This window comes from Saprospiraceae bacterium, assembly GCA_016712145.1.
Taxonomy (GTDB): Bacteria; Bacteroidota; Bacteroidia; order Chitinophagales; family Saprospiraceae; genus Vicinibacter.
In genome coordinates this window covers 1,967,735-1,988,929 of the sequence record JADJRO010000001.1, presented here as the reverse complement: position 1 = coordinate 1,988,929, position 21,195 = coordinate 1,967,735, and the positions used below count along the sequence as shown (strand labels likewise).

At 37.4% G+C, this 21,195-nt stretch carries 15 protein-coding genes, 1 tRNA gene and 1 pseudogene; 11 read left to right on the top strand and 6 right to left on the bottom strand.

Annotated features, from left to right (window positions below; all coding sequences use genetic code 11):
• Positions 1 to 39 precede the first annotated feature (39 nt).
• Genes recO through IPK91_08400 form a run of 3 tightly spaced genes read right to left on the bottom strand, consistent with a single transcriptional unit; the run spans position 40 to position 3,272 of the window.
• Entirely contained in the window at positions 40 to 753 is a 714-nt protein-coding gene (gene recO, locus IPK91_08410) for a DNA repair protein RecO (protein ID MBK8297280.1), read from the bottom strand.
• 45 nt (positions 754 to 798) lie between these two features.
• Complete coding sequence (locus IPK91_08405) at positions 799 to 2,022, bottom strand: OmpA family protein (protein MBK8297279.1); 1,224 nt, start codon at positions 2,020 to 2,022, stop codon at positions 799 to 801.
• Positions 2,023 to 2,075: 53 nt separating this feature from the next.
• Positions 2,076 to 3,272 (bottom strand): acyl-CoA dehydrogenase family protein, encoded by a 1,197-nt coding sequence (locus tag IPK91_08400; GenBank protein ID MBK8297278.1) that lies wholly within the window; start codon positions 3,270 to 3,272, stop codon positions 2,076 to 2,078.
• An 87-nt stretch (positions 3,273 to 3,359) separates the two neighbouring features.
• Here IPK91_08400 and IPK91_08395 point away from each other — a divergent pair, with 87 nt between their 5' ends.
• The 10 genes from IPK91_08395 to IPK91_08350 all read left to right on the top strand — a co-directional run bounded on the left by IPK91_08395 (position 3,360) and on the right by IPK91_08350 (position 17,629).
• Positions 3,360 to 3,710, top strand: a complete 351-nt coding sequence (locus IPK91_08395; protein MBK8297277.1) for a dihydroneopterin aldolase — start codon at positions 3,360 to 3,362, stop codon at positions 3,708 to 3,710.
• Between the two features lie 186 nt (positions 3,711 to 3,896).
• Positions 3,897 to 9,926: a hypothetical protein gene (locus tag IPK91_08390; GenBank protein MBK8297276.1), complete on the top strand. Its 6,030-nt coding sequence runs from the start codon at positions 3,897 to 3,899 to the stop codon at positions 9,924 to 9,926.
• Between the two features lie 113 nt (positions 9,927 to 10,039).
• Positions 10,040 to 11,059: a T9SS type A sorting domain-containing protein gene (locus IPK91_08385; GenBank protein ID MBK8297275.1), complete on the top strand. Its 1,020-nt coding sequence runs from the start codon at positions 10,040 to 10,042 to the stop codon at positions 11,057 to 11,059.
• A gap of 81 nt (positions 11,060 to 11,140) precedes the next feature.
• Positions 11,141 to 12,277, top strand: a complete 1,137-nt coding sequence (locus IPK91_08380) for a cystathionine gamma-synthase (GenBank protein ID MBK8297274.1) — start codon at positions 11,141 to 11,143, stop codon at positions 12,275 to 12,277.
• Positions 12,278 to 12,437: 160 nt separating this feature from the next.
• A complete protein-coding gene (locus IPK91_08375) occupies positions 12,438 to 13,127 on the top strand; it encodes a succinate dehydrogenase cytochrome b subunit (protein MBK8297273.1) in 690 nt (229 codons plus the stop codon).
• A gap of 6 nt (positions 13,128 to 13,133) precedes the next feature.
• Positions 13,134 to 15,137, top strand: a complete 2,004-nt coding sequence (locus IPK91_08370; protein ID MBK8297272.1) for a fumarate reductase/succinate dehydrogenase flavoprotein subunit — start codon at positions 13,134 to 13,136, stop codon at positions 15,135 to 15,137.
• A gap of 204 nt (positions 15,138 to 15,341) precedes the next feature.
• A complete protein-coding gene (locus IPK91_08365; protein MBK8297271.1) occupies positions 15,342 to 15,704 on the top strand; it encodes a four helix bundle protein in 363 nt (120 codons plus the stop codon).
• 57 nt (positions 15,705 to 15,761) lie between these two features.
• The gene (locus IPK91_08360) at positions 15,762 to 16,505 is read left to right on the top strand and encodes a succinate dehydrogenase/fumarate reductase iron-sulfur subunit (GenBank protein ID MBK8297270.1); all 744 of its coding nucleotides are present in this window, start codon (positions 15,762 to 15,764) and stop codon (positions 16,503 to 16,505) included.
• A 53-nt stretch (positions 16,506 to 16,558) separates the two neighbouring features.
• Positions 16,559 to 16,632, top strand: a tRNA-Asn gene (locus tag IPK91_08355).
• A 58-nt stretch (positions 16,633 to 16,690) separates the two neighbouring features.
• Positions 16,691 to 17,629: a bifunctional hydroxymethylpyrimidine kinase/phosphomethylpyrimidine kinase gene (locus tag IPK91_08350; GenBank protein ID MBK8297269.1), complete on the top strand. Its 939-nt coding sequence runs from the start codon at positions 16,691 to 16,693 to the stop codon at positions 17,627 to 17,629.
• On the opposite strand, the gene IPK91_08345 is transcribed toward IPK91_08350, so the two are convergent.
• The 3 genes and pseudogenes from IPK91_08345 to rlmN all read right to left on the bottom strand — a co-directional run bounded on the left by IPK91_08345 (position 17,626) and on the right by rlmN (position 19,442).
• Positions 17,626 to 17,847 (bottom strand): helix-turn-helix transcriptional regulator, encoded by a 222-nt coding sequence (locus IPK91_08345; protein ID MBK8297268.1) that lies wholly within the window; start codon positions 17,845 to 17,847, stop codon positions 17,626 to 17,628. The genes IPK91_08350 and IPK91_08345 overlap by 4 nt on opposite strands.
• Positions 17,844 to 18,311 (bottom strand): hypothetical protein, encoded by a 468-nt coding sequence (locus IPK91_08340; GenBank protein ID MBK8297267.1) that lies wholly within the window; start codon positions 18,309 to 18,311, stop codon positions 17,844 to 17,846. Before IPK91_08340 ends, IPK91_08345 begins: the two co-directional genes overlap by 4 nt.
• Positions 18,312 to 18,396: 85 nt before the next feature.
• Positions 18,397 to 19,442 (bottom strand): annotated as a pseudogene (gene rlmN, locus IPK91_08335) (23S rRNA (adenine(2503)-C(2))-methyltransferase RlmN).
• Positions 19,443 to 19,527: 85 nt separating this feature from the next.
• Here rlmN and IPK91_08330 point away from each other — a divergent pair.
• Positions 19,528 to 20,553, top strand: a complete 1,026-nt coding sequence (locus IPK91_08330) for a DUF3089 domain-containing protein (GenBank protein MBK8297266.1) — start codon at positions 19,528 to 19,530, stop codon at positions 20,551 to 20,553.
• The last annotated feature ends 642 nt before the right edge of the window (positions 20,554 to 21,195 follow it).

Sequence of the window (21,195 nt, the reverse complement as noted above, 5' to 3'; positions counted from 1 at the left end):
AATTGCTCTGGTTTAGTTTGTGAGTTAAATACATTCCAATTAAAAGATCCCTTTAAAAACTTCAATCGATTTTATATCTTTAAAATGTTCTAAATGTAACTTAAAATAGAACAATAATAAATCAAGGATGCGTCTTCGTTGTTCTAAGGTTTTGAAGGAGTCAGTACCTGTCTTTTTTTGGATTAATAAAAAAAGTAACTGGCTGTCTTCAGGATTCACAGCATATTTGTTGGATAACTCAAATGGACAAAATGAACCATTTAATAAATCTAAAGAATTTGCAGTTTCAGAATAATTATCTAATGGACTAAATCCCAGAAAAGATGATAAATCCAATAAAAAATCGATAGCAAATTGAGGACTTATTTGCTGCTCATAATCCAATTGCTGATAACAATTTTTAATAAATTGAAATAATTCTGGATTGGTTTGGTGTCCGCTGATTGATTTTCGACAAACCTCAAGGATAAAAGTGCCAATGGCAGAACGTTTTATATCAAATGGGATGCGTTGATAAAGTATCGCAGGACTCACTTCTTTAATTCGATGAATTTCTTTTTGTTCATTGTAATAAACCAAGAGATCTAATACATTCATCAACTGAAATAAGGAAGCCAATCGTTGATTTGATTTTGAAAAAACCCCATTGGCAATAAAACATTGCAATCCTTTTTCAGCAGTATAGATATCCATGATCAGGCTGCTTTCGCGGAAGCGGGTTGTGCGAAAAACGATGCCTTCAGTTTGCAACATGGGTGTAAAATTAGTTAAGCCGCGACCAATTGTCAAAAGAGCCGCTTAGCCTGCGATACTCAGGATCTTAATCTCTACGCGTTGATTTAATGCCCGACCTTCTTTTGTTGAATTGGATGCAACCGGATTTTTTCCACCATATCCTTTGCAATTAATTCGTTTGGTATCAATGCCTTTTGTTACCAGATATTCTTTTACTGCTTCCGCACGTAACAAGGATAAGCGTTCACAATATTTTTCAGCGCATTTATTATTGGTATGGCCCCCAATTTCAATCCGGATTTTTTTATTTTTATTGAGGTATTCGTATAATTCATCCAGTACAGTATTTGATTCGGACTTAAATCTGGCTGAATCCGTTTCAAAATACAATTTTTCGATTTTCATTACTTGACCAACACTCAATTTGCTATTATCCAGGTATTTTAAAATACGTTCTTTTGGTTTGGCGGTCGTCCCGTTTCCATTGGTGGTTTTAGTTTTAGCGTTTTCTTTGGGCTTTGCAACCGTTACCGTATTTTTTGATTTCGTCGCGTCGCGTTCTTTTTTGTATTTATCATATGCCGGATCTGTTGGACAGGGTATGACCGTTAAATGAGACGCATTATCCAACAAAATATTTCCATTGTATGGAAACAGTACAGGTGTTTTGTAAAAGGCTTCCAATTCAAGATACTGTAAATCGTATTTTGCTTCCAATTCAAATTCAAACTTTTTCCAGTCTGTATTATCAATTAAAGGAGATTCAGCCAACAATTGTTTCTGATTGCAAAATGCTTCACCCCCCCAAATTCTTAAAATCACCGGAGTTGTATATTGTTTTAAATTGGTGGGCTCATTTTTATTGGAAGCACTCAGATACGTACTCGATCTGCACAGCATGATGCTAAAAGAATAGCAAGTCCCTTTAAGTAGGGGTTTTATCAATCGCTGAGATACGCGTTCGTAGGTATCATTTTCACGGACCACCATCCCGAGATAGGTATTTCCATGAAAAGCTGATTTCGTAACGCTAAAGAAGGGTTGATTTTTATCATCCAGAGCAGGTTGCACATCGGGTGGGGTTTCCCCTTTAAATCCACAATCAATCCATCCATTCGGGGGTTCACAACATTTAGGAATTCCCTCAAAAGATCCATTTTGAAGAAAGATGTCATTGGTATTTTGAACCTGAGTAAATCCAACTTGAGTGCAGCAAAAGATCACTATACAAACACAAGCAAAAAGCTTGCATAATTTATAATCTGAAAAATGTAAAGTAGTTTCCAAAATTCAATTTAAAATTGCTAGTGTAAAACGATCAATACGCAGAATATTGTATATTAATTTTCAAATGCATTAATTCCAGTAATATCCATTCCGGTAATTAACAAATGAATGTCATGAGTCCCTTCATATGTTAAAACGGTTTCAAGATTCATCATGTGACGCATTATAGGATATTCATTGGTTATTCCCATTCCTCCTAAGATTTGACGAGCTTCCCTTGCAATAACCAAAGCGGTATGGACATTGTTTCTTTTAGCCATAGAAATTTGTGCAGGACTGGCTTTACCATTATTGGCCAATACACCCAATCTCCAGGCCATGAGCTGGGCTTTGGTAATTTCAGTAATCATTTCAGCCAATTTTTTCTGAGTCAATTGAAAGGCAGCAAGCGGTTTGCCAAATTGAATCCGTTCTTTGGCATAGCGAAGGGCTGTATCGTAACAATCCAACGCTGCTCCCAATGCGCCCCATGCAATTCCATAACGCGCCTTAGAAAGACAGGACAGTGGACCTTTTAGACCTTTTACTTCTGGAAACACATTTGATTTGGGTACCCGTACATCTTCAAAGACCAATTCTCCGGTTATGGAAGCACGTAAAGACCATTTCCCGTGGATTTCAGGTGCTGAATATCCTTTGGAGTCTTTTTCAACGACCATTCCAAGAATTTCTCCAGCTTCATTTTTAGCCCAAACTACTGCAAGATCCGCAACCGGGGAATTGGTGATCCACATTTTCGAACCATTAAGTATATAACTATCGCCATCATCCTTAACGGTACTAATCATTCCAGCGGGGTTGGAGCCAAAATCAGGTTCTGTAAGTCCAAAACAACCAATAAATTCACCAGAACCCAGTTTGGGAAGGTATTTTTTCCGAAGGGCCTCAGAGCCAAACTTATAAATTGGAAACATGACCAGGGATCCTTGCACCGAAGCCATTGACCGCACTCCAGAATCTCCCCGTTCTAATTCTTGCATGATAACCCCATATGCAATTTCATCCATGCCACCACCCCCGTATTCGCGGGGAAGACTGGGCCCAAAGGCACCAATTTCAGCCAATCCCTTAAACAAATGCTGTGGGCATTCTGCTTTATTGCTGTATTCTTCAATGATTGGACTTACCTCTTGCTTTACCCATTCCCGGACCGCTTGGCGGGCCAATAAATGTTCTTCACTGAGCAATTCGTCGATCTGGTAATAATCATGACCTTCGTAACGATCCAATCCTTTGGTTTTTGATGTCATGTCTTTTCTTTTCGTCAATTTTGCACAAATTTATATAAGACTCAGCCTGCAGCAATGAAACAGCTTGTTAATATTATAAAAGGATAAATGAAAAAAATTAGCCTGGTTTTAGAAGGAATGCGCTTTTTCGGTCATTATGGATATTATCCCGAAGAACGAATGCTTTTGACAGAATTAAAAATGGACCTTAGACTGGATTTTAAAATTCCCGATAAAGAGCTCTTAAATTTGGATGACAGCCTCAATTATGAAACAATCTATACGCTGATACAATCTGAAATGAAACAACCTGAAGCCTTATTGGAAAATATTGCAAAGCGGGTTCTTCAGACCGTTAAACGTTTTGATTCACGCGTTGAAAATTGCCAACTAACGCTCTATAAACAAGTTCAATTGGGTGGAGCTATTCAAAACGTCGCATTGAAATTTGAAGATTAAAACTATAAATTCAGATATTGTAAATTCATCTATACATTTTTTTTCATTTTGTATAAATGTAGTTTATAGTCAGCTATGAATTTCAATAATAAATATTAATTATCTTTTATTAATTACGGCTACAGCTCTGGATTGCTCTAAATACTTTTGTTTTAGCGAAGATTAGAACCAATCAAAAACCGAAGCATGTTTTCACTATTCAGTCTGAGGAACAATAGTGCGTTTTTACTATTTTTATTAACCAGCGCTCAAATGCACGCTGAGGCATATTATAACTATGTTCCCCCTATAAATTCAAAAATATCCAGAACCCATGAAGGAGATTCTGTCAAGAATCATTCTTGTGAAATTAAATACGATCAGGGGATCTTTCATTTAGATTTAACTGATGGAATTCATTTTAATTCTACAGGTTCATTTATGATCGGAAACGATAGTCCCTGTGAATGCACGCAGCGTTGGACCGGAGGATCGCACTGGAATTCGGATGGATCAATTGATGATGGTATTATGGCTCCCAGTGCGCATGGTATTATAAGTTGTTCCGGTTCTGCCAGTAGCCAAACGAATATTGGTCCAGGAACCTGTACGTATGATCCTTCTCAATTTACAATCGATTTATCTCAAATTACTTGTTTTAACCCAACAACCGGAAATGCTGTGGCCGTTTCAACACCTGGCTTGGGATGTAAAATTATTTGGTTGAATTTTGATGTGCGCGCTTTAGCTGGTAGCTATGATTTTCAGGTTGAAACTTCAGATAATATTGGTTGGGCTTTGTATTATTCTCTCAATCCCACGCAAAGTGTAAGTGGTCCTGACAGCTTGTCTGGTAATTGTTCCAATTTAAAACTTTATGCTTGCGGAAATCAATTTAATACTTCCTGGTTGACAAAAGCAACTCCAGTATTTAGTAAAACCAGCAATTTATATCTTGCAATCTGGGATCAGAGCAATTGCAATCCAGCAAATTTTTCTGTAAATTTTAAAGCGCGATTGGGCTGTGGTAATGCGGATGCATGTTTACTCTATGTTGATTCTACAAAAGCAATTTGCAATGCAATTAATACCTATACTGTTACAAGCTATGTCAGCGGCATAAACGGCACATTTACTGTTACTGACAATACGGGTTTGGCAAGCTCCATTTCAACAAATCCGAATCCATTAAAATTTACAAACATAGCAGATCCCAATCCGGTTGTCAATGGTGTGATTAACCTGGTATATCCTATTGGTTCAAATTACAATTTTACAATTTCTGCCGGGGGAACTTGTACGCAAACTGTAAGTGGAGTCAGCCCTGTATTGACTGTGGGTTGTCCACAATCCAGCAATGTCATTTATCCTTGCAGACCGGATGTTCCAACTGCAATTACGAATGAAGCAGGATTTATAGGATTAGGTGGCACGATCAATAGTTATTGCGGAGTTTTAAGTTTTTCAAATACCGATAGCTGGAATGTAGGTGCCGGATGCGCATTTGATACCAGCAGATTAACACGAACCTATAAAATTAAATCTGGTACCGATTCAGTAAATTGTGTTTTGAATTATAAAGTAGTCGATACGACCAGACCAATAATTTTTTGCCCTGTTGATATTACTATAAATTGTGATGCTTCTACAGCACCGGCGAATACGGGAATACCGACTGGATCGGACAACTGTAATCCGGTTCCTGCAAGTATTTTATTTCATGAATTATATACAAACGGGAATTGCCAGAATAATAAAACGCTGACCAGAACCTGGACTGCAACTGATTTATGCGCAAACACGGCAACTTGTATTCAGACCATCACCATTCAGGATACAACCAGACCGGTTTTGACTTGTCCAATGAATTTAAATGTTAGCTGTGCTTTATTAATTCCACAACTAAATCTAAACAGCGTAATCCCATCAGACAATTGTGCCGGAATGTTTACAATTAGTCATGTCAAGGACAGTATTTATAACCAATCTTGTCCGAATCGATTTACTGTCGCAAGAATATATCAGGCAAATGATATTTGTGGGAATAGTAATTATTGCACACAAACAATCAGTGTCAATGATCAAACCGGACCGGATGTAAATTGTCCTTCTACTTCTGTTATCAGTTGTTCGAAAGATGTGCCAAGCATTATGGACAGTAAAAATGCAGTTTTAACTAACGATGCATGTGGGGGATTAGTGATTGTAGAACACATGAATGATGTTTTAACAGGACAAACTTGCCTCAATCGATTTAGTATTTTCAGGAGTTTTAAAACAACAGATCTTTGTGGAAACACTTCAACTTGTACCCAAGCAATTATTGTAGCAGATTACGTGGCACCAATCCTCACGTGCCCAACAAATATTACTGTAATGTGTTCAGGAAATGTACCTCCTGCCAATGTGAATGCACCATTTGCATTTGATTTTTGTACAAATCCTGTTCGGGTAAATCATATATCTGATATCATCACCAATCAAACAGGTGAAAATAAATATACCACTTTGCGTACCTATCGCGCAACAGATACCTGTGGCAATTTTGTTGAATGCACACAACAGATTTTTATATTGGATGAAGTTCCGCCTAGTATTACCTGCCCCATCGATCTGACAATTAATTGTGCGGAATTAGTACCTCCACCGGATCCAAATTTGTTATTGCGTTCTGATAATTGCAGTTCGACGGTAACCGTGTTATTTTTAAGTGATGTTGTAAACAATTTTATAAACGCAAATAATTATATTATTACACGTACCTATCGGGCAACCGATGGAAGCAACAATTCAATTACCTGTAGTCAACAAATTACAGTCCGCGATTTAATTCCACCAACAATTATTTGCCCTGGGGATGTAAATTTAAATTGTGCAGGAGATGTTCCAATGGCTGACATAGGAAATGTAATTGCAAATGATAATTGCGTCGGTCAGGTAAATGTCAATTTTAATGGGGATGTCATTTCAAATCAAATTTGTCCAAATCGGTTTACGATTTCAAGAACCTATCGGGTTTCTGATTTAAGTGGGAATACCCAACTGTGCACTCAAATGCTTACCGTCAACGATCTTACACTTCCAAGTATTAGTTGTCCAGGAAATGTAACAGTCTTATGTGCTGGTGAAGTGCCCCCGGCAAATGCAATGGCAATTGCTGCAACAGACGGATGTGGTGGCAATGTAGGTGTTATTCATCATAAAGATTCGATCAGTGATTTTATTTGTACAAACAGGTTTCTAATCAATCGGATTTATAAGGCAACCGATGCTTGTGGCAATGAGGCATTTTGTACCCAGTTAATTACAGTTGAAGACTTAACGGGTCCAGCGATTACCTGTCCGCCTTCCCTGACAATTAATTGTGAAGCTCCTTCAGATACCAGCCAAACCGGTATTCCCCAGACTTCTGATCATTGCGGTGGACAATTTGTGGTATTACGTCATGCTGACAATCGGGTGGATGGTACTTGTATTTATAATTACCAGATCCAAAGAAGCTGGACAGCAACTGATTTATGCAACAACAGCAGGGTATGTGTTCAAACGATCACAGTGCAGGATACCAGCCGACCTGTGTTTTTACCACCAGCAGATGTTACAATTTCATGTACCCAAAACTATAATGATTTAAGTATTACAGGAGATGCCAGCATCCTTTTTAATAATTGCGGATGGCCAAAAATTGATTATGATGATCTTATTGATCTGACCGGATGCAATGGTTCTGGTACAATCATCAGAACCTGGTTGGTGACCGATGACTGCGGCAATACGAATACAGCCAATCAAACAATAACCGTGCTTTGTCCAAAATTTGACCTTGCTTTAAAAAAGACCTTGCCAATGGCAAACGGTACTAAATTTGGAGATACGATTACCTACAAAATTACCGTGGTAAATCAAGGATGCGATACTGCCTATCAAATTTTGATCAGTGATTACATGAGTCCAGGATACAGCTTTTTACCTGCAATTAATCCAGGCTGGTTTATTACAGGAACTTTGATGCAGACCATAATACCTGGTCCAGTAATTCCAGAAGACAGTGCATATGTATTAATTAAATTCAAAATAAATCCGCTTTCAGTAACTGGTGCATTGAGTTGGTTAAACATTGCAGAAATTTCAGATGCCAAGGGGGTTCACAGCAGTTTAATTCAGGATGTTGACAGTCAGTATGATACCATACCTGGCAATGACAATGGAGGAATTCCATTTTCTCCATTTGATGATTTTCTCGGTGGAAATGGATTGGATGATGCAGATGCATCTGATATTGCACTCCCATTGATTCAAGATGTTGCATTAAGGAAAACAATTACGAATTCCGGACCCTTTGTATATGGAGATTTAATCAATTTTAAATTGGCCGTTTACAATCAGGGAAATACCCCAATATCGAATGTGGTTGTTCGTGATTATTTTCCAAATGGATTTGAATTTGATCCCATGTTAAATAGTAGTTGGATTAAACTAAATGACTCTGTCTTAACTACAACAATCCAAATTACGATTTTGCCAAATGACAGCTTCTGCATTTTCTTAAACTTAAAATATATCAATCCGGCAATTCGTAAATCAGATAGTTGGTTAAATTATGCAGAAGTATATAGCGCAGAAGGATTCCAGGTAATGAACATCATTGAGGCGGAATCAAATCTGGGTTCTAATACAGTCAAAGAACGATCCGTATTTCAAAATTCAGTAGACAATAATAATATTTCCGGTCATTTTAAATTAGACAATACCGATGAGGATGATCACGATGTGGAAGGGTTTGATGTGGTTGCTCGAATTGGCGATTTTGTTTGGAGAGATTTAAATGATAATGGCCTGCAGGATCCATTAGAACTTGGAATGCCCAATGTAGTTGTTTGTTTATATAATGTAATCGGTGGTTTAATTGCAAAGGATACCACGGATGCAAATGGACTCTATGAATTTACTAATTTGAATCCAGGGCAATATTTCATTTTTGTACAGCTGGGCACAGCAGCTACAAATTATTATTTTGGTAAAAGAATGATAGGGACAAATCGTAAAATTGACAGCGATGTGGGGTCAACAGGAGTTAGTCAATCGGTGCTTATTAATTCAGGCACAAATTATGACAGTTTGGATGTTGCCATTGTTCCATTTTTATCATTAGGCGGATTTATTTGGGAAGACAAAAATGGAAATGGAGTACAAGAACTAGGCGAACCAGGAATTAAAAATGTTCAGGTTTTACTTTATGATGCAGTAAGTAAAGCCCAATTGAAAACTACATTGACAGATCAAAATGGCCGGTATTTGTTTTCTAAATTAAAATCCGGTACCTATTATGTGAAGGTCAATCCACCAGCAAATTCCAAATTCACAATTCCAAATGCAGATACTGATTTAACAGACAGTGATATTGATAACAGCAACGGATTAAATACCAGTGCTAATTTAATTTTAAGTATCAATTCATTAAACCCCAATTTAGATGGGGGCTTGTATCAATGTGCATCTATTTTCGGAACGGTTTGGAATGACGTAAATTACAATTCAGTTTACAACCCTTCTGAACGCGGAATCAATGGTTTACTGGTGCGTTTGTACAACAATTTAAATCAAACTTTATACGCAGTACAATTGACAGGTCCTAAACCAGGAACCCCTTCAATCGATGGATATTATTCATTTGATTGTGTTCCACCAGGAACTTATTATGTAAAGTTTGAAAATCTTTCTGGATTTTCATTTGGTTCTCCATTTATGACAAATGATCCTTTGTACGATTCAGATGTTACCCATCTGCATGGATCAGGGACTACAAATAATCTGAATTTAATCAGTGGAACCACCATTAAAGGAATTAATGCCGCAGAAAGTAAGATTCCAACCGGTGCGACACTGAAAGGGAAATCGGATCTCAATAATTCAAATCATGCATTTGATTTTGCAGACATACCGAATCAGGATGGTGAATTGCAAGGGGTAGTTCAACATAAAAAATATCTGGATATCTACCCAGTGCCTGCGAGTAATGAACTGTATATCGAACTCAAGGGGCTTGAAGCGTTTCCTGCTTATTTAAGATTTTATGATTTTCAAGGAAATTTAGTTAAGGAGCTATTAGTAAACAGTTTGGAAGAATGTCAGCATTCTTTAAAAGTAGATATTCATTCATTTATAACGGGTCATTATCGTCTTATTTTAAAATCCGGAGATACGGTATTGATGAAGGATTTTGTAGTGATTCGGTAAACAGTTTTGTAAAATGCTAGATTTGGATAGATATTTTTAAGATATTTGCACAAAATATACGTAAGCACCAGTTTAAAATTCAGCTTACTCTTAAATAATTATAAAAACAGCCTATGAAGTCATTTTTTACATTTTTAGCACTGAGTTTATGCGGAATTACGTTTTCGCAAATAAGCTATACCTCGGCCAATGCACCAAAACCGGGTCACAAATCAGAATATAAATTTCTTGAAAATCTTCAGGGGATCGATTTAAATGCCTTGACTCAAGCAGGTTCAGATAAAACATGGAATGTTACAGGTCCGGACGTGGACGGATATAATGAAGGTTTTATTTCTATTGATGCGTATCCATTTAAAAACCTATTTCCTACCGCAAATATGGCATCTATAGATCTGGATGAGCCAGACACAAGCTTTACCATGGTAGAAGTGAATAGTAACGGAGTTTATTGGTTGGGTTCTTACGATACCAGCACAACCATAGTATGGAAAGACAAATATATTTTTGTTCCATTTCCATTAAATTTTGGACAAAATTTTCAAAATGGAACAGAAGCTGACGTAACTCAGGGGACAACCACAGGAAAAATTGAAATTCAATCCAATGCAAATGCAGATGGATGTGGAATGCTAACCACTAACGAAGGAACTTACCCTGTATTAAAAGTTAAAACAAAGCAAATTACAGAAATCACCGTTTCGGGAATACCATTCGGTAGTTCTACCTTTGAATACCATCATTGGTATGCTTCTGGAATTGTTGGTCCGGTTGCTGAGTTTACAATCAGTGAAACAGAATCCATTTTTACAGGAATAGAAAATGATACGACCATTCGCTTCCTTCATAAACAAGAATTGGTTGCAGGTGAAACTATAGAAAAGATAATTCCAAAACTAAACTTAACTCCAAATCCAGCGACTGATTTTTTTCAAATGGAAATCAACGGAATTGATTATGATCAGGCAGTTTATACTTTGATTAATTCAGAAGGGAAGACAGTGGATTCAGGTAATTTTAATAGGAATCAAAATCAACCGATCGCAATTCAAAACCTTTCGGCTGGAAATTATTTTGTACAGGTAATTTTAGATAAAAAAACCTTATTATTTGATATTCTCCATAAACAGTAATTCATACTCTAGACTTATAAACCACAAAGTTTACTATAAGCTTTGTGGTTTTTTTTATTTAAACCATTAATAATAAAATTAATGAAATTCAATACGAAAGTGATTCATTCAGGAGTACATCCGGATCCTTCAACAGGGGCAATCATGACCCCAATTTTTCAAACGTCTACCTATGTTCAGGATGGCCCGGGCAATCATAAAGGATTTGAATATGCACGCACTCAAAATCCAACCCGACAAGTGCTTGAGGAAAATTTGGCAGCACTCGAAAATGGTTTTGGTGGAATTTGTTTTGGCAGCGGATTGGCCGCTATGGATGCAGTCATTAAATTATTGAAAAGTGGAGATGAAGTGCTCGCAACAAACGATTTGTATGGAGGCTCGTATCGCTTGCTTGTGCGAATATTTAAACAATTTGGAATTGATAGCAGATTTATACCCATGCAAGATGCTCAGTTTGTTGCATCCCAAATTAAAGACAACACCAAATTGATCTGGATAGAAACGCCAACAAATCCAATGTTAAATATTGTTGACATTGCTGCCATCTGCCAAATCGCTAAACAACGAAATATCTTAGTTTGTGTTGATAATACCTTCGCTTCTCCATATTTACAAACACCTTTAGACTTAGGTGCAGATTTAGTGTTGCATTCAGCTACAAAATATTTAGGAGGACATTCCGATGTGGTCCATGGTGCGATCATCAGCAAGACCAAAGAATTGTACGAGGCACTTAAATTCATCCAAAATGCCAGTGGGGCCGTTCCGGGTCCGATGGATTGTTTTTTAGTATTGCGAGGCATTAAAACCCTCCATTTAAGAGTTCAACGTTCATGCGATAATGCAAATCAGATTGCTAATTATTTAGTAAAACATCCCAAAATCTCTAAAGTCCTGTTTCCGGGGTTTGAAGATCATCCGGGACATGTGATAGCCAAAAAACAAATGAATGATTTTGGAGCAATGATTTCATTTGATTTGAAAGATGGTCAATTTGAAACGGCTAAAGGCATCCTTTCAAAAACCAAAATTTTTGCTTGTGCAGAATCCCTTGGAGGGGTGGAATCATTAATCGGTCATCCTGCCAGCATGACCCATGCTTCAATTCCAAAAGAGGATCGGCTCGCCAATGGACTTACCGACAGTTTGATTCGATTAAGTATTGGTGTGGAGGATGTAAGTGATTTGATAGCAGACCTCGAACAAGCCATTTAAGCAAATGCCTGAAATTCCAAATTTTTATTAGGTACAATCTCAGTAATTAATTTTATTATTTGGTTTTTTTACGTTGTTGCTGACTTCAATTATAATGCAGTTTGGCATTCCATTATTGGCATTTCCATCATAGCTTTGCCGCTGAAAACCAGTCTAATCTATGAAATGGTTCATTGATTTTTTATTTCGATCATCGATCGGCCGGAAAGTGGTCATGAGTCTGAGCGGGATCTTTTTAATGCTTTTCCTGATCGTACACTTATTGGGTAATTTGCAATTGCTCAGAGATGATCAGGGCATGCAATTTAATTTGTACACCTATTTTATGACGCACAATCCGCTGATTAAATTGATTTCGTATTCATTATATTTTACCATTATACTTCACAGCATTCAGGGAATCTATCTGGCTTGGGTAAATCGAAAAGCCAAAGGAAGCAAGTATGCGGTTTCAACAAATACCAGTGACAGTTTTTTTGCAAGATATATGATTCATTTGGGACTTTTAATTTTAGTATTTCTAGTGATACATATGTATCAGTTTTGGTTGCAAATGAAATTAGGGGCTGTTCCTGTTTTACAATATCCGGGCCATGATCATGATTATCAGGATTTATATACTCCGGTTGTTGAAGTGTATAAAAATATTGGGTATGTAATTTTTTATACTGTTTCTATGATATTCATTGCGATGCATTTAATCCATGGATTTCATTCAGCATTTCAATCATTGGGAATTAATCATAAAAAATACAACGGACTCATTCGGACTCTTGGATGGCTGTATGCTATTTTAGTTCCATTGGGATTTGCAATTTTACCGATCTATATTTATTTAACGCAGGCTTAATTGAATATGAAAACCATCCAATCAAAAATACCGGAAGGAACGCTTGATAAGAAATGGACCAGTTATAAATCTAAAGTACCTTTAGTATCACCGGCCAATAAACGTAAAATAGACATCATCGTGGTGGGCACTGGATTGGCAGGAGCTGCAGCAGCTGCCAGTCTGGGTGAATTGGGTTACCAGGTCCATTGTTTTACATTTCATGACAGTCCCAGAAGAGCACACAGCATCGCTGCACAAGGTGGAATCAATGCTGCTAAAAATTATATGAATGATGGAGACAGTGTCTATCGTTTATTTTATGATACAATCAAGGGAGGGGATTATCGTGCGCGCGAAGCCAATGTGTATCGTTTGGCCGAAGTCAGTGCAGCCATTATAGATCAAGCCGTAGCACAGGGGGTTCCTTTTGCCAGAGAATATGGAGGCTTGTTGGAGAACCGCTCATTTGGTGGGGTTCAGGTGAGTCGTACCTTTTATGCAAGAGGACAAACCGGACAACAATTATTAATTGGTGCCTATCAATCCTTGAGCAGACAAATTTCTTTGGGGAATGTAAAAATGTACAATCGCCATGAAATGTTGGAATTGGTTTTAATTGATGGGAAAGCCAGAGGCATCATTGCGCGTAATTTATTGAATGGTAAACTAGAACGTTTTGGAGCGCATTGTGTGGTTTTAGGAACGGGCGGTTATGGAAACGTTTTTTACTTATCTACCAACGCCATGGGTTCTAATGCAACTGCCATCTGGAAAGCAGTGCGCCAGGGAGCCTATTTGGCAAATCCTTGTTTTACACAAATTCATCCAACGTGTATTCCGGTATCTGGCGATTATCAATCCAAATTGACGCTGATGTCTGAATCGCTTCGAAACGATGGTCGCGTTTGGGTACCAGCCAAAAAAGAGGATGCTGAAGCCATTCGGAATGGAAAAAAATCAGCAAATGATATTTTAGAATCGGATCGTGACTATTTTTTAGAACGTCGCTATCCTGCATTTGGAAATTTAGTTCCCAGAGATGTGGCTTCCCGTGCTGCAAAAGTGGAATGTGATAAAGGCTTGGGTGTAAGTCCTACCGGACTTGCGGTTTATCTTGATTTTACTGCCGCGATCCAACGATATGGAAAATCAAAAGCACATGTTTTGGGTTTACATAATCCCGATGAATTAACCATTCGTTCATTGGGTGAAAAACAGGTCGAAGAGAAATACGGCAATCTGTTTGAAATGTATGAAAAAATTACTGGTGAAAATCCATATAAAACACCGATGAAAATATATCCTGCTGTCCATTATACGATGGGTGGATTGTGGGTAGATTATAATTTGGAAACCAATATTCCGGGTTTATTTGCAACGGGAGAAGCCAATTTTTCTGATCATGGAGCCAATCGCCTGGGTGCATCGGCTTTGATGCAAGGACTCGCAGATGGTTATTTTGTGTTGCCCTATACCATTGGTAATTTTTTATCAGAAGATATCCGCACTGCAAAAATTGATCCGAATGATGCTGCATTTATAAGTGCAGAAGAAAAGGTTCAACAACGATTAAATCAATTGATTGGCATAAAAGGAAATACATCTGTTGAATCCTTTCATCGCCGTCTTGGAAAAATTATGTGGGATTATTGCGGAATGGCACGAAGTGCAGAAGGATTGCAAAAAGCCAGAAAATTGATTCAGGAATTGCGCACGGATTTTTGGAAAGATGTATTCGTACCAGGATCAACAAATGAATTTAATCCAGAATTGGAAAAAGCAGGTCGCGTTGCAGATTTTATTGAATTGGGCGAACTAATGATTGTAGATGCCTTGCATCGAAATGAATCTTGCGGTGGCCATTTTAGGGAAGAATACCAAACGGGTGAAGGTGAAACTTTACGCGACGATGAAAACTTTGCCTATGTCGCTGCCTGGTTCTGGCCAAATCTCGAAAACGAACCGGAATTAATAAAAGAAAAATTGGAATTTGAAAATGTAAAAATTGCAAGCAGAAGCTATAAATAGGGGATAGTTGATAGTTGTTAGTTGATAGTTGATAGTTGATAGGTGATAGTTGATAGGTGATAGTTGTTAGGTGATAGTTGGAAGTTTGAAGAGATGGATGTTAGGTGTTAGGGAGAAGATAAATTATAAATAAAATTGGGGCTTATTTAGTTTGTCAAGAATAGTTTGAAAATATTTAGTACGAATTATTTTAAAACTAATTTGATGGATTACAAAGACCTGATTGTTTGGCAAAAAAGTCGTTTGCTTGTGAAGAATGTTTATGAAATCATTAATACGATTGAAATTTTTAAAGAGCGGGTGTTGATAGATCAACTTTCAAGAGCAGTGGTGTCGGTACCTTCAAATATAGCTGAGGGTATTGGAAGACAATACAAAAAAGAAACCATTCAGTTTTTGTCCATATCAAAAGCATCTTTAAATGAAACAGAAACACTTATTTTTTTGATTGCGGATAAGGAATTGATTGATGCAAATCATCTTTTAAGAATGATAGATTTAGTTACAGAATGTAAAAAACTAATTCAGGGACTGATAAATTATTACAAAAATTCAAACCTAAAATAACTAACACCTCAAACTGTCAACTAACAACTGTCAACTAACAACTATCAACTATCTAAAATGAAACTTAATTTAAAAATCTGGCGTCAAAAAAATAGTGAAGCAAAAGGTGCTTTTGAAAATTACGAAGTGCTTGCTAATGAACACATGTCGTTTTTAGAAATGCTGGATGTATTGAATGAACAATTGATTGATGCAAAAAAAGATCCGGTAGCTTTTGATCATGATTGCAGAGAAGGAATTTGTGGAGCTTGCAGTATGGTGATCAATGGAAGACCACATGGACCAAATGGAGGGACTACAACCTGTCAATTGCATATGCGCTATTTTAAAAATGGAGATGATATTGTCATTGAACCATTTCGTGCGAGGTCGTTTCCTGTTGTTAAGGATTTGGTGGTGGACCGCTCTGCTTTTGATCGCATCATCCAGGCAGGTGGTTTTATTTCGGTAAATACAGGTCAGGCACAGGATGGAAATGCGATACCGGTTTCCAGAGAGCAGTCTTCTAAAGCGTTTGATGCGGCTGCTTGTATTGGTTGTGGGGCTTGTGTTGCAGCATGTCCAAATGGTTCGGCCATGTTGTTTACAGCTGCTAAAATTTCACATTTGGGTTTGTTGCCACAAGGTAAAGTCGAACATCTGAGGCGGACACAAGATATGGTTAAGCAGATGGATGCTGAAGGCTTTGGCTTTTGCAGCAATATAGGAGCCTGTGAAGCAGAATGTCCTAAAGAGATCAGCCTTGAAAATATAGCACGGATGAATCGGGCCTTAATTCAGGCAAGCCTTAGTTCAGAGTAGATTTTTTTTCCGGAATTGCACATTGGGTTTATATTTGCAGTCCGTTTTAATAAGCCTCCTTAGCTCAGTTGGTTAGAGCGTCGGACTGTTAATCCGCAGGTCCTTGGTTCGAGCCCAAGAGGAGGCGCAAAAAAGCCCAAGAGGTATTACCTGTTGGGCTTTCATTTTTGTTTAAAATCTTGATTATGAGCATTCTCACGATTGGAAGCATGGCTTTCGACAGTATTGAAACTCCTTTTGGTAATGCCCCTAAAGTCATTGGCGGAGCTTGTACTTATATCAGTTGGGCTGCTTCATACTGGTATCATGACATTAAATTATGTTCAATTATAGGAGACGATTTCCCTGAAGAAGAAATCCAGGCACTTCAAAAAAGAGGGGTCAATATGGATGGATTGGTGCGGGTTCCTGGTAAAAAATCTTTTTTTTGGGCTGGAAAATACCATCAGGATATGAACAGTCGGGATACCCTGACAACCGATTTAAATGTATTGGCAGATTTTGACCCAAAACTTCCGGAATCTTATAAAGCCAGTGAATACGTGATGCTTGGAAACTTGACCCCGGATATCCAAATGGCGGTATTGGATCAAATAACTAAAAAACCGAAACTTATCGTCTTGGATACGATGAATTTTTGGATGAACAATGCCCTGGAAACCCTTTTAAAAGTAATCGCTCGGGTTGATGTCCTAACCATTAATGATGAAGAAGCCCGTCAATTGTCTGGGGAACACAGCCTGGTAAGAGCTGCAGCCAAAATTCATCAATTGGGTCCGGCATACCTTGTAATAAAAAAAGGGGAACACGGCGCTTTGTTATTTCACAACGGACAAATATTTTTTGCACCCGGTTTACCGGTAGCTGACGTGATCGATCCAACAGGAGCAGGCGACAGTTTTGCAGGTGGTATGATCGGGTATTTGGCACGGACCGATAATACCAGTTTTGTCAATATGAAAACCGCCATCATCTACGGGTCTACCATGGCTTCGTTTTGTGTGGAAGACTTTAGTCTGAATAACCTCCGTAATTTAAAGCAAGAGCAAATTCACGAGAGAATTCGGCAATTTGAACAACTCTCCACCTTTGATGTAAATGAACTTACCCTTGCTACAAATTAAAATGAGTCTTTGTTAGAAAAATCAGACGGCTCAAGTATAAATACATTTTCTACCGCTGTTTCAAAAATTGCAGCCAGTTTTAATGCCAATATAGTGGATGGAACATATTTTGATGATTCGATTGCATAAATCGTTTGTCTGCTGACAGATACCGCTTTGGCCAATTCATCCTGAGTCATATTTTTTATGGCCCGAAATACTTTCAGTTGATTTTTCATTCGGCATTTGAATTTGAGCGATGAATTAAATAACTAAATCGCAGAACATAAATCGTCGGAATGGAAATCATATTAAAAATCATACAAATAAAAAATCCAGTTCCATAAAAAAACAACAAGGTGAATCCTAATAAAAAGCAACTCATCAAAGTAGACCACATCAATGCATTGTATCGCATTTGAATGGTAAACTCATCTTCGATTTGCAATTTGGAAAAACCGGTGAACAACAAACCCAAAACATAGCAAACGCCAATTAATTCCATGGTGAGATTATCCTCAACCAAACTGAAATAGGAGGTTTGACCCATAAATTGATCCTGATAAATTGCAAACATGGGTAATTTTAAAAAATCCACTTCAAAATCCGTGAAAATGCAATACAATCCAGCTAAAAAGGATGGAATTAATAGATACCAACCCAGTTTACGGGTCCAGGGAGGAAAAAACAACAAGATTTTCATAATTGTAAATTAAACTTTACATTATATAAAGTAAACTTTACAATATTGTTGTTTTAGGATTATATATTTACAAATTATTAACAAATTAAGCCTCCTGATTGGCCAACTGTCCGCAGGCTGCATCGATGGCTTTCCTCTGCTTCTTCGAACCGTAATCATGATACCATGTTTCCGAACTTCTTGAGCAAATCGATTGATTTGATCCTCAGTGGATTTGGTAAAGTCCATACCCGGCACTTGGTTATATTCAATGATATTGACTCTCACTGGAAATTGACTGCACAAGCGGATCAAGTTTTTAGCATCCGATATTTGGTCATTAAAACCATCAAAAGCTATGTATTCATAACTGATGCGATTACCGGTTTTTTTATAAAAGTATTTCAACGATTCAATCAGACTGGCCAAATTATTTGTTTCATTAATAGCCATCATTTTATTTCGTTTAAGATCATCTCCAGCATGCAAGGATAGTGCGAGATTCACTTTCAATCCATCATCTGCCAATTTTTTAATCATTTTAGCTATGCCCGCTGTGGATATAGTAATCCGTTTTGAGGAGAGCATGGGTCCATCCGGAGAAGTCAATTTTTCAATGCTTTGTATTACATTTTTATAATTGAGCAAGGGCTCTCCCATTCCCATATATACGATATTACTAAGCGGTTTGCCGTATACTTCGATGCATTTTTTATTAACCAAAATATACTGGTCAAAAATTTCTGAGGCTGTCAGTTGTCGGATTAAACCCATTTGTCCGGTAGCACAAAATGTACAGGAAAGGCTGCATCCAGCCTGAGAGGAAACACACACTGTAAATCGATTTCCTTCAGGCACTGGAATCAAAACTGATTCAATAAATGGTCCATCAAAGAGTTTAAAACGGAATTTCATCGTTCCATCTAATCTGGTTTGAATTTTACTTTCAATCAGGGCAGGTATATAAAAATGTTCGTCGAGATAAGCCCTTTGCGTTTTCGATAAATTGCTCATGGCCTGAATGTCGCGGATTGCATGTTTCCAAAGCCATTCGTCCAATTGTTTTAAACGGTATTTTTCCCAACCCTGTGTTAAAAGTTCTTCAAACAATTTATCCTTAGGAACATTCAATAAATCTTTTTTCTCAAGCATCGTCCACAAAAATAATACAGAGTATTGGTCAATTTTGAAAACAATATCCCATTTCAGTTCGTATTTACTATGTTAGCATCAGTTTATGAAAATTAGAATTGAATTCCTGGCACTCACAGCCTTAGTTTTTATCAGTTGTGGTAGCCTTCGGCCTAAAAAGGTATTTGAGCAAATTCCCATACCCGCAGCTCCGGATTATTCCAAACCTGAATCCTGGGCGGCTTTACCTCAAAAAACCGATCCGGCCGATTCAACGCCAGAAGGTTTGAGGGACGACCAACTCCTCAGTCAGGCTGATGTGTTCTTTTTACATCCCACCAGTTATCTGGACGGTAAAAAGCACAATACCTGGAATGCAGCTCTGAACGACGAAAAAATTAATAAAAAAACCGATTTGGGAAGTATTTTATATCAGGCAAGTTTGTTTAACAATGTTGGAAAAATATATGCCCCTCGATACCGTCAGGCACATTTATATGCTTTTTTTTCCAAAGACACAAGCTCTTCAAAAAAAGCATTGGATTTAGCTTATAACGATATAAAACAAGCATTTGAATATTATCTGGAACACTACAATAACGGAAGGCCGATCATACTTGCAGGACACAGCCAGGGAGCAAGACATCTGATTCATTTGATGCAAGATTATTTTGACAATAATATTCTCAGAAGAAAATTAGTTGTATGTTATGCAGTAGGATTTCCAATTCCGACAGACTTGTATAAATTTTTAAAACCATGCGAAGACTCAAATGAAACCGGATGTATTTGCAGTTGGAGAACTTATAAAATTGGACACGAACCCAAATTTCTTGAAACTGAAAAAGAATCCATCGTCATAACCAATCCATTGGATTGGACTACACAAAGAGGCGTTTACTCTGATAAATCAAAAAACAAAGGCTCTGTCATTGACAATATTCAAGAAGCACCGGTCCCAGGATTGTCCGGAGCAGAAATTTTCAAAACGATCTTATGGGTTGATAAACCAAAATTTAAAGGAAGTTTCTTGTACCCCTTTTCAAATTTTCACAGAGGAGATTTCAATATTTTTTACATGAACGTTCGTGAGAATGCACAACAACGATTAAATGCTTTTTGGAAACAATAAATGATCAATGCTAAAATGCTGCAATACTGCAATGTAATAATGTTAAAATTGTATAATGTTATATCTATGGAATAAATTGTAATGTGTAGCAACCGATTAAATTAATGAATGCAAAAAAATTTATTATTAAAATACATTTAGAATAACCTGACCGACCAATTGAAGATTAATTTTCAATTATAAGAGTTGGATTAGAATCAGTCAGGCAAGTATTTCAGATTTATAGAATTGCAGCATTGCAAGATTGTAGCATTTCCCTATAGACTTCCATTCCAAAGACTCTCCTGCATGATTCACAATAGCAAATATCCTCTAACCTCGGCGGGGACGCCTTCGGTAACTAGTTGTTACATTCAATTAAAACATTTAAAATTTAATCCATTCCAGCATTGCAAGATTGTAGCATTTCCCTATAGACTCCTATGAATAAAATATGCAGGAGGTTGCCAATTCCCTTGTTTTCTAATAAATTCCTTTGAAAGTAGAATGGCATAAATTAACCATTCCACTTCCTTTGGATTTTTGTTGTCTCTTCAAATAATCTTTTCTTTACTCATCAAACTCCTATTAGTAGTCGAAAATCTCTCTTCGCTACAAGAATCTTAATTAGTTATGTAAAGAATGGTAAGCCGCAATCTTCAT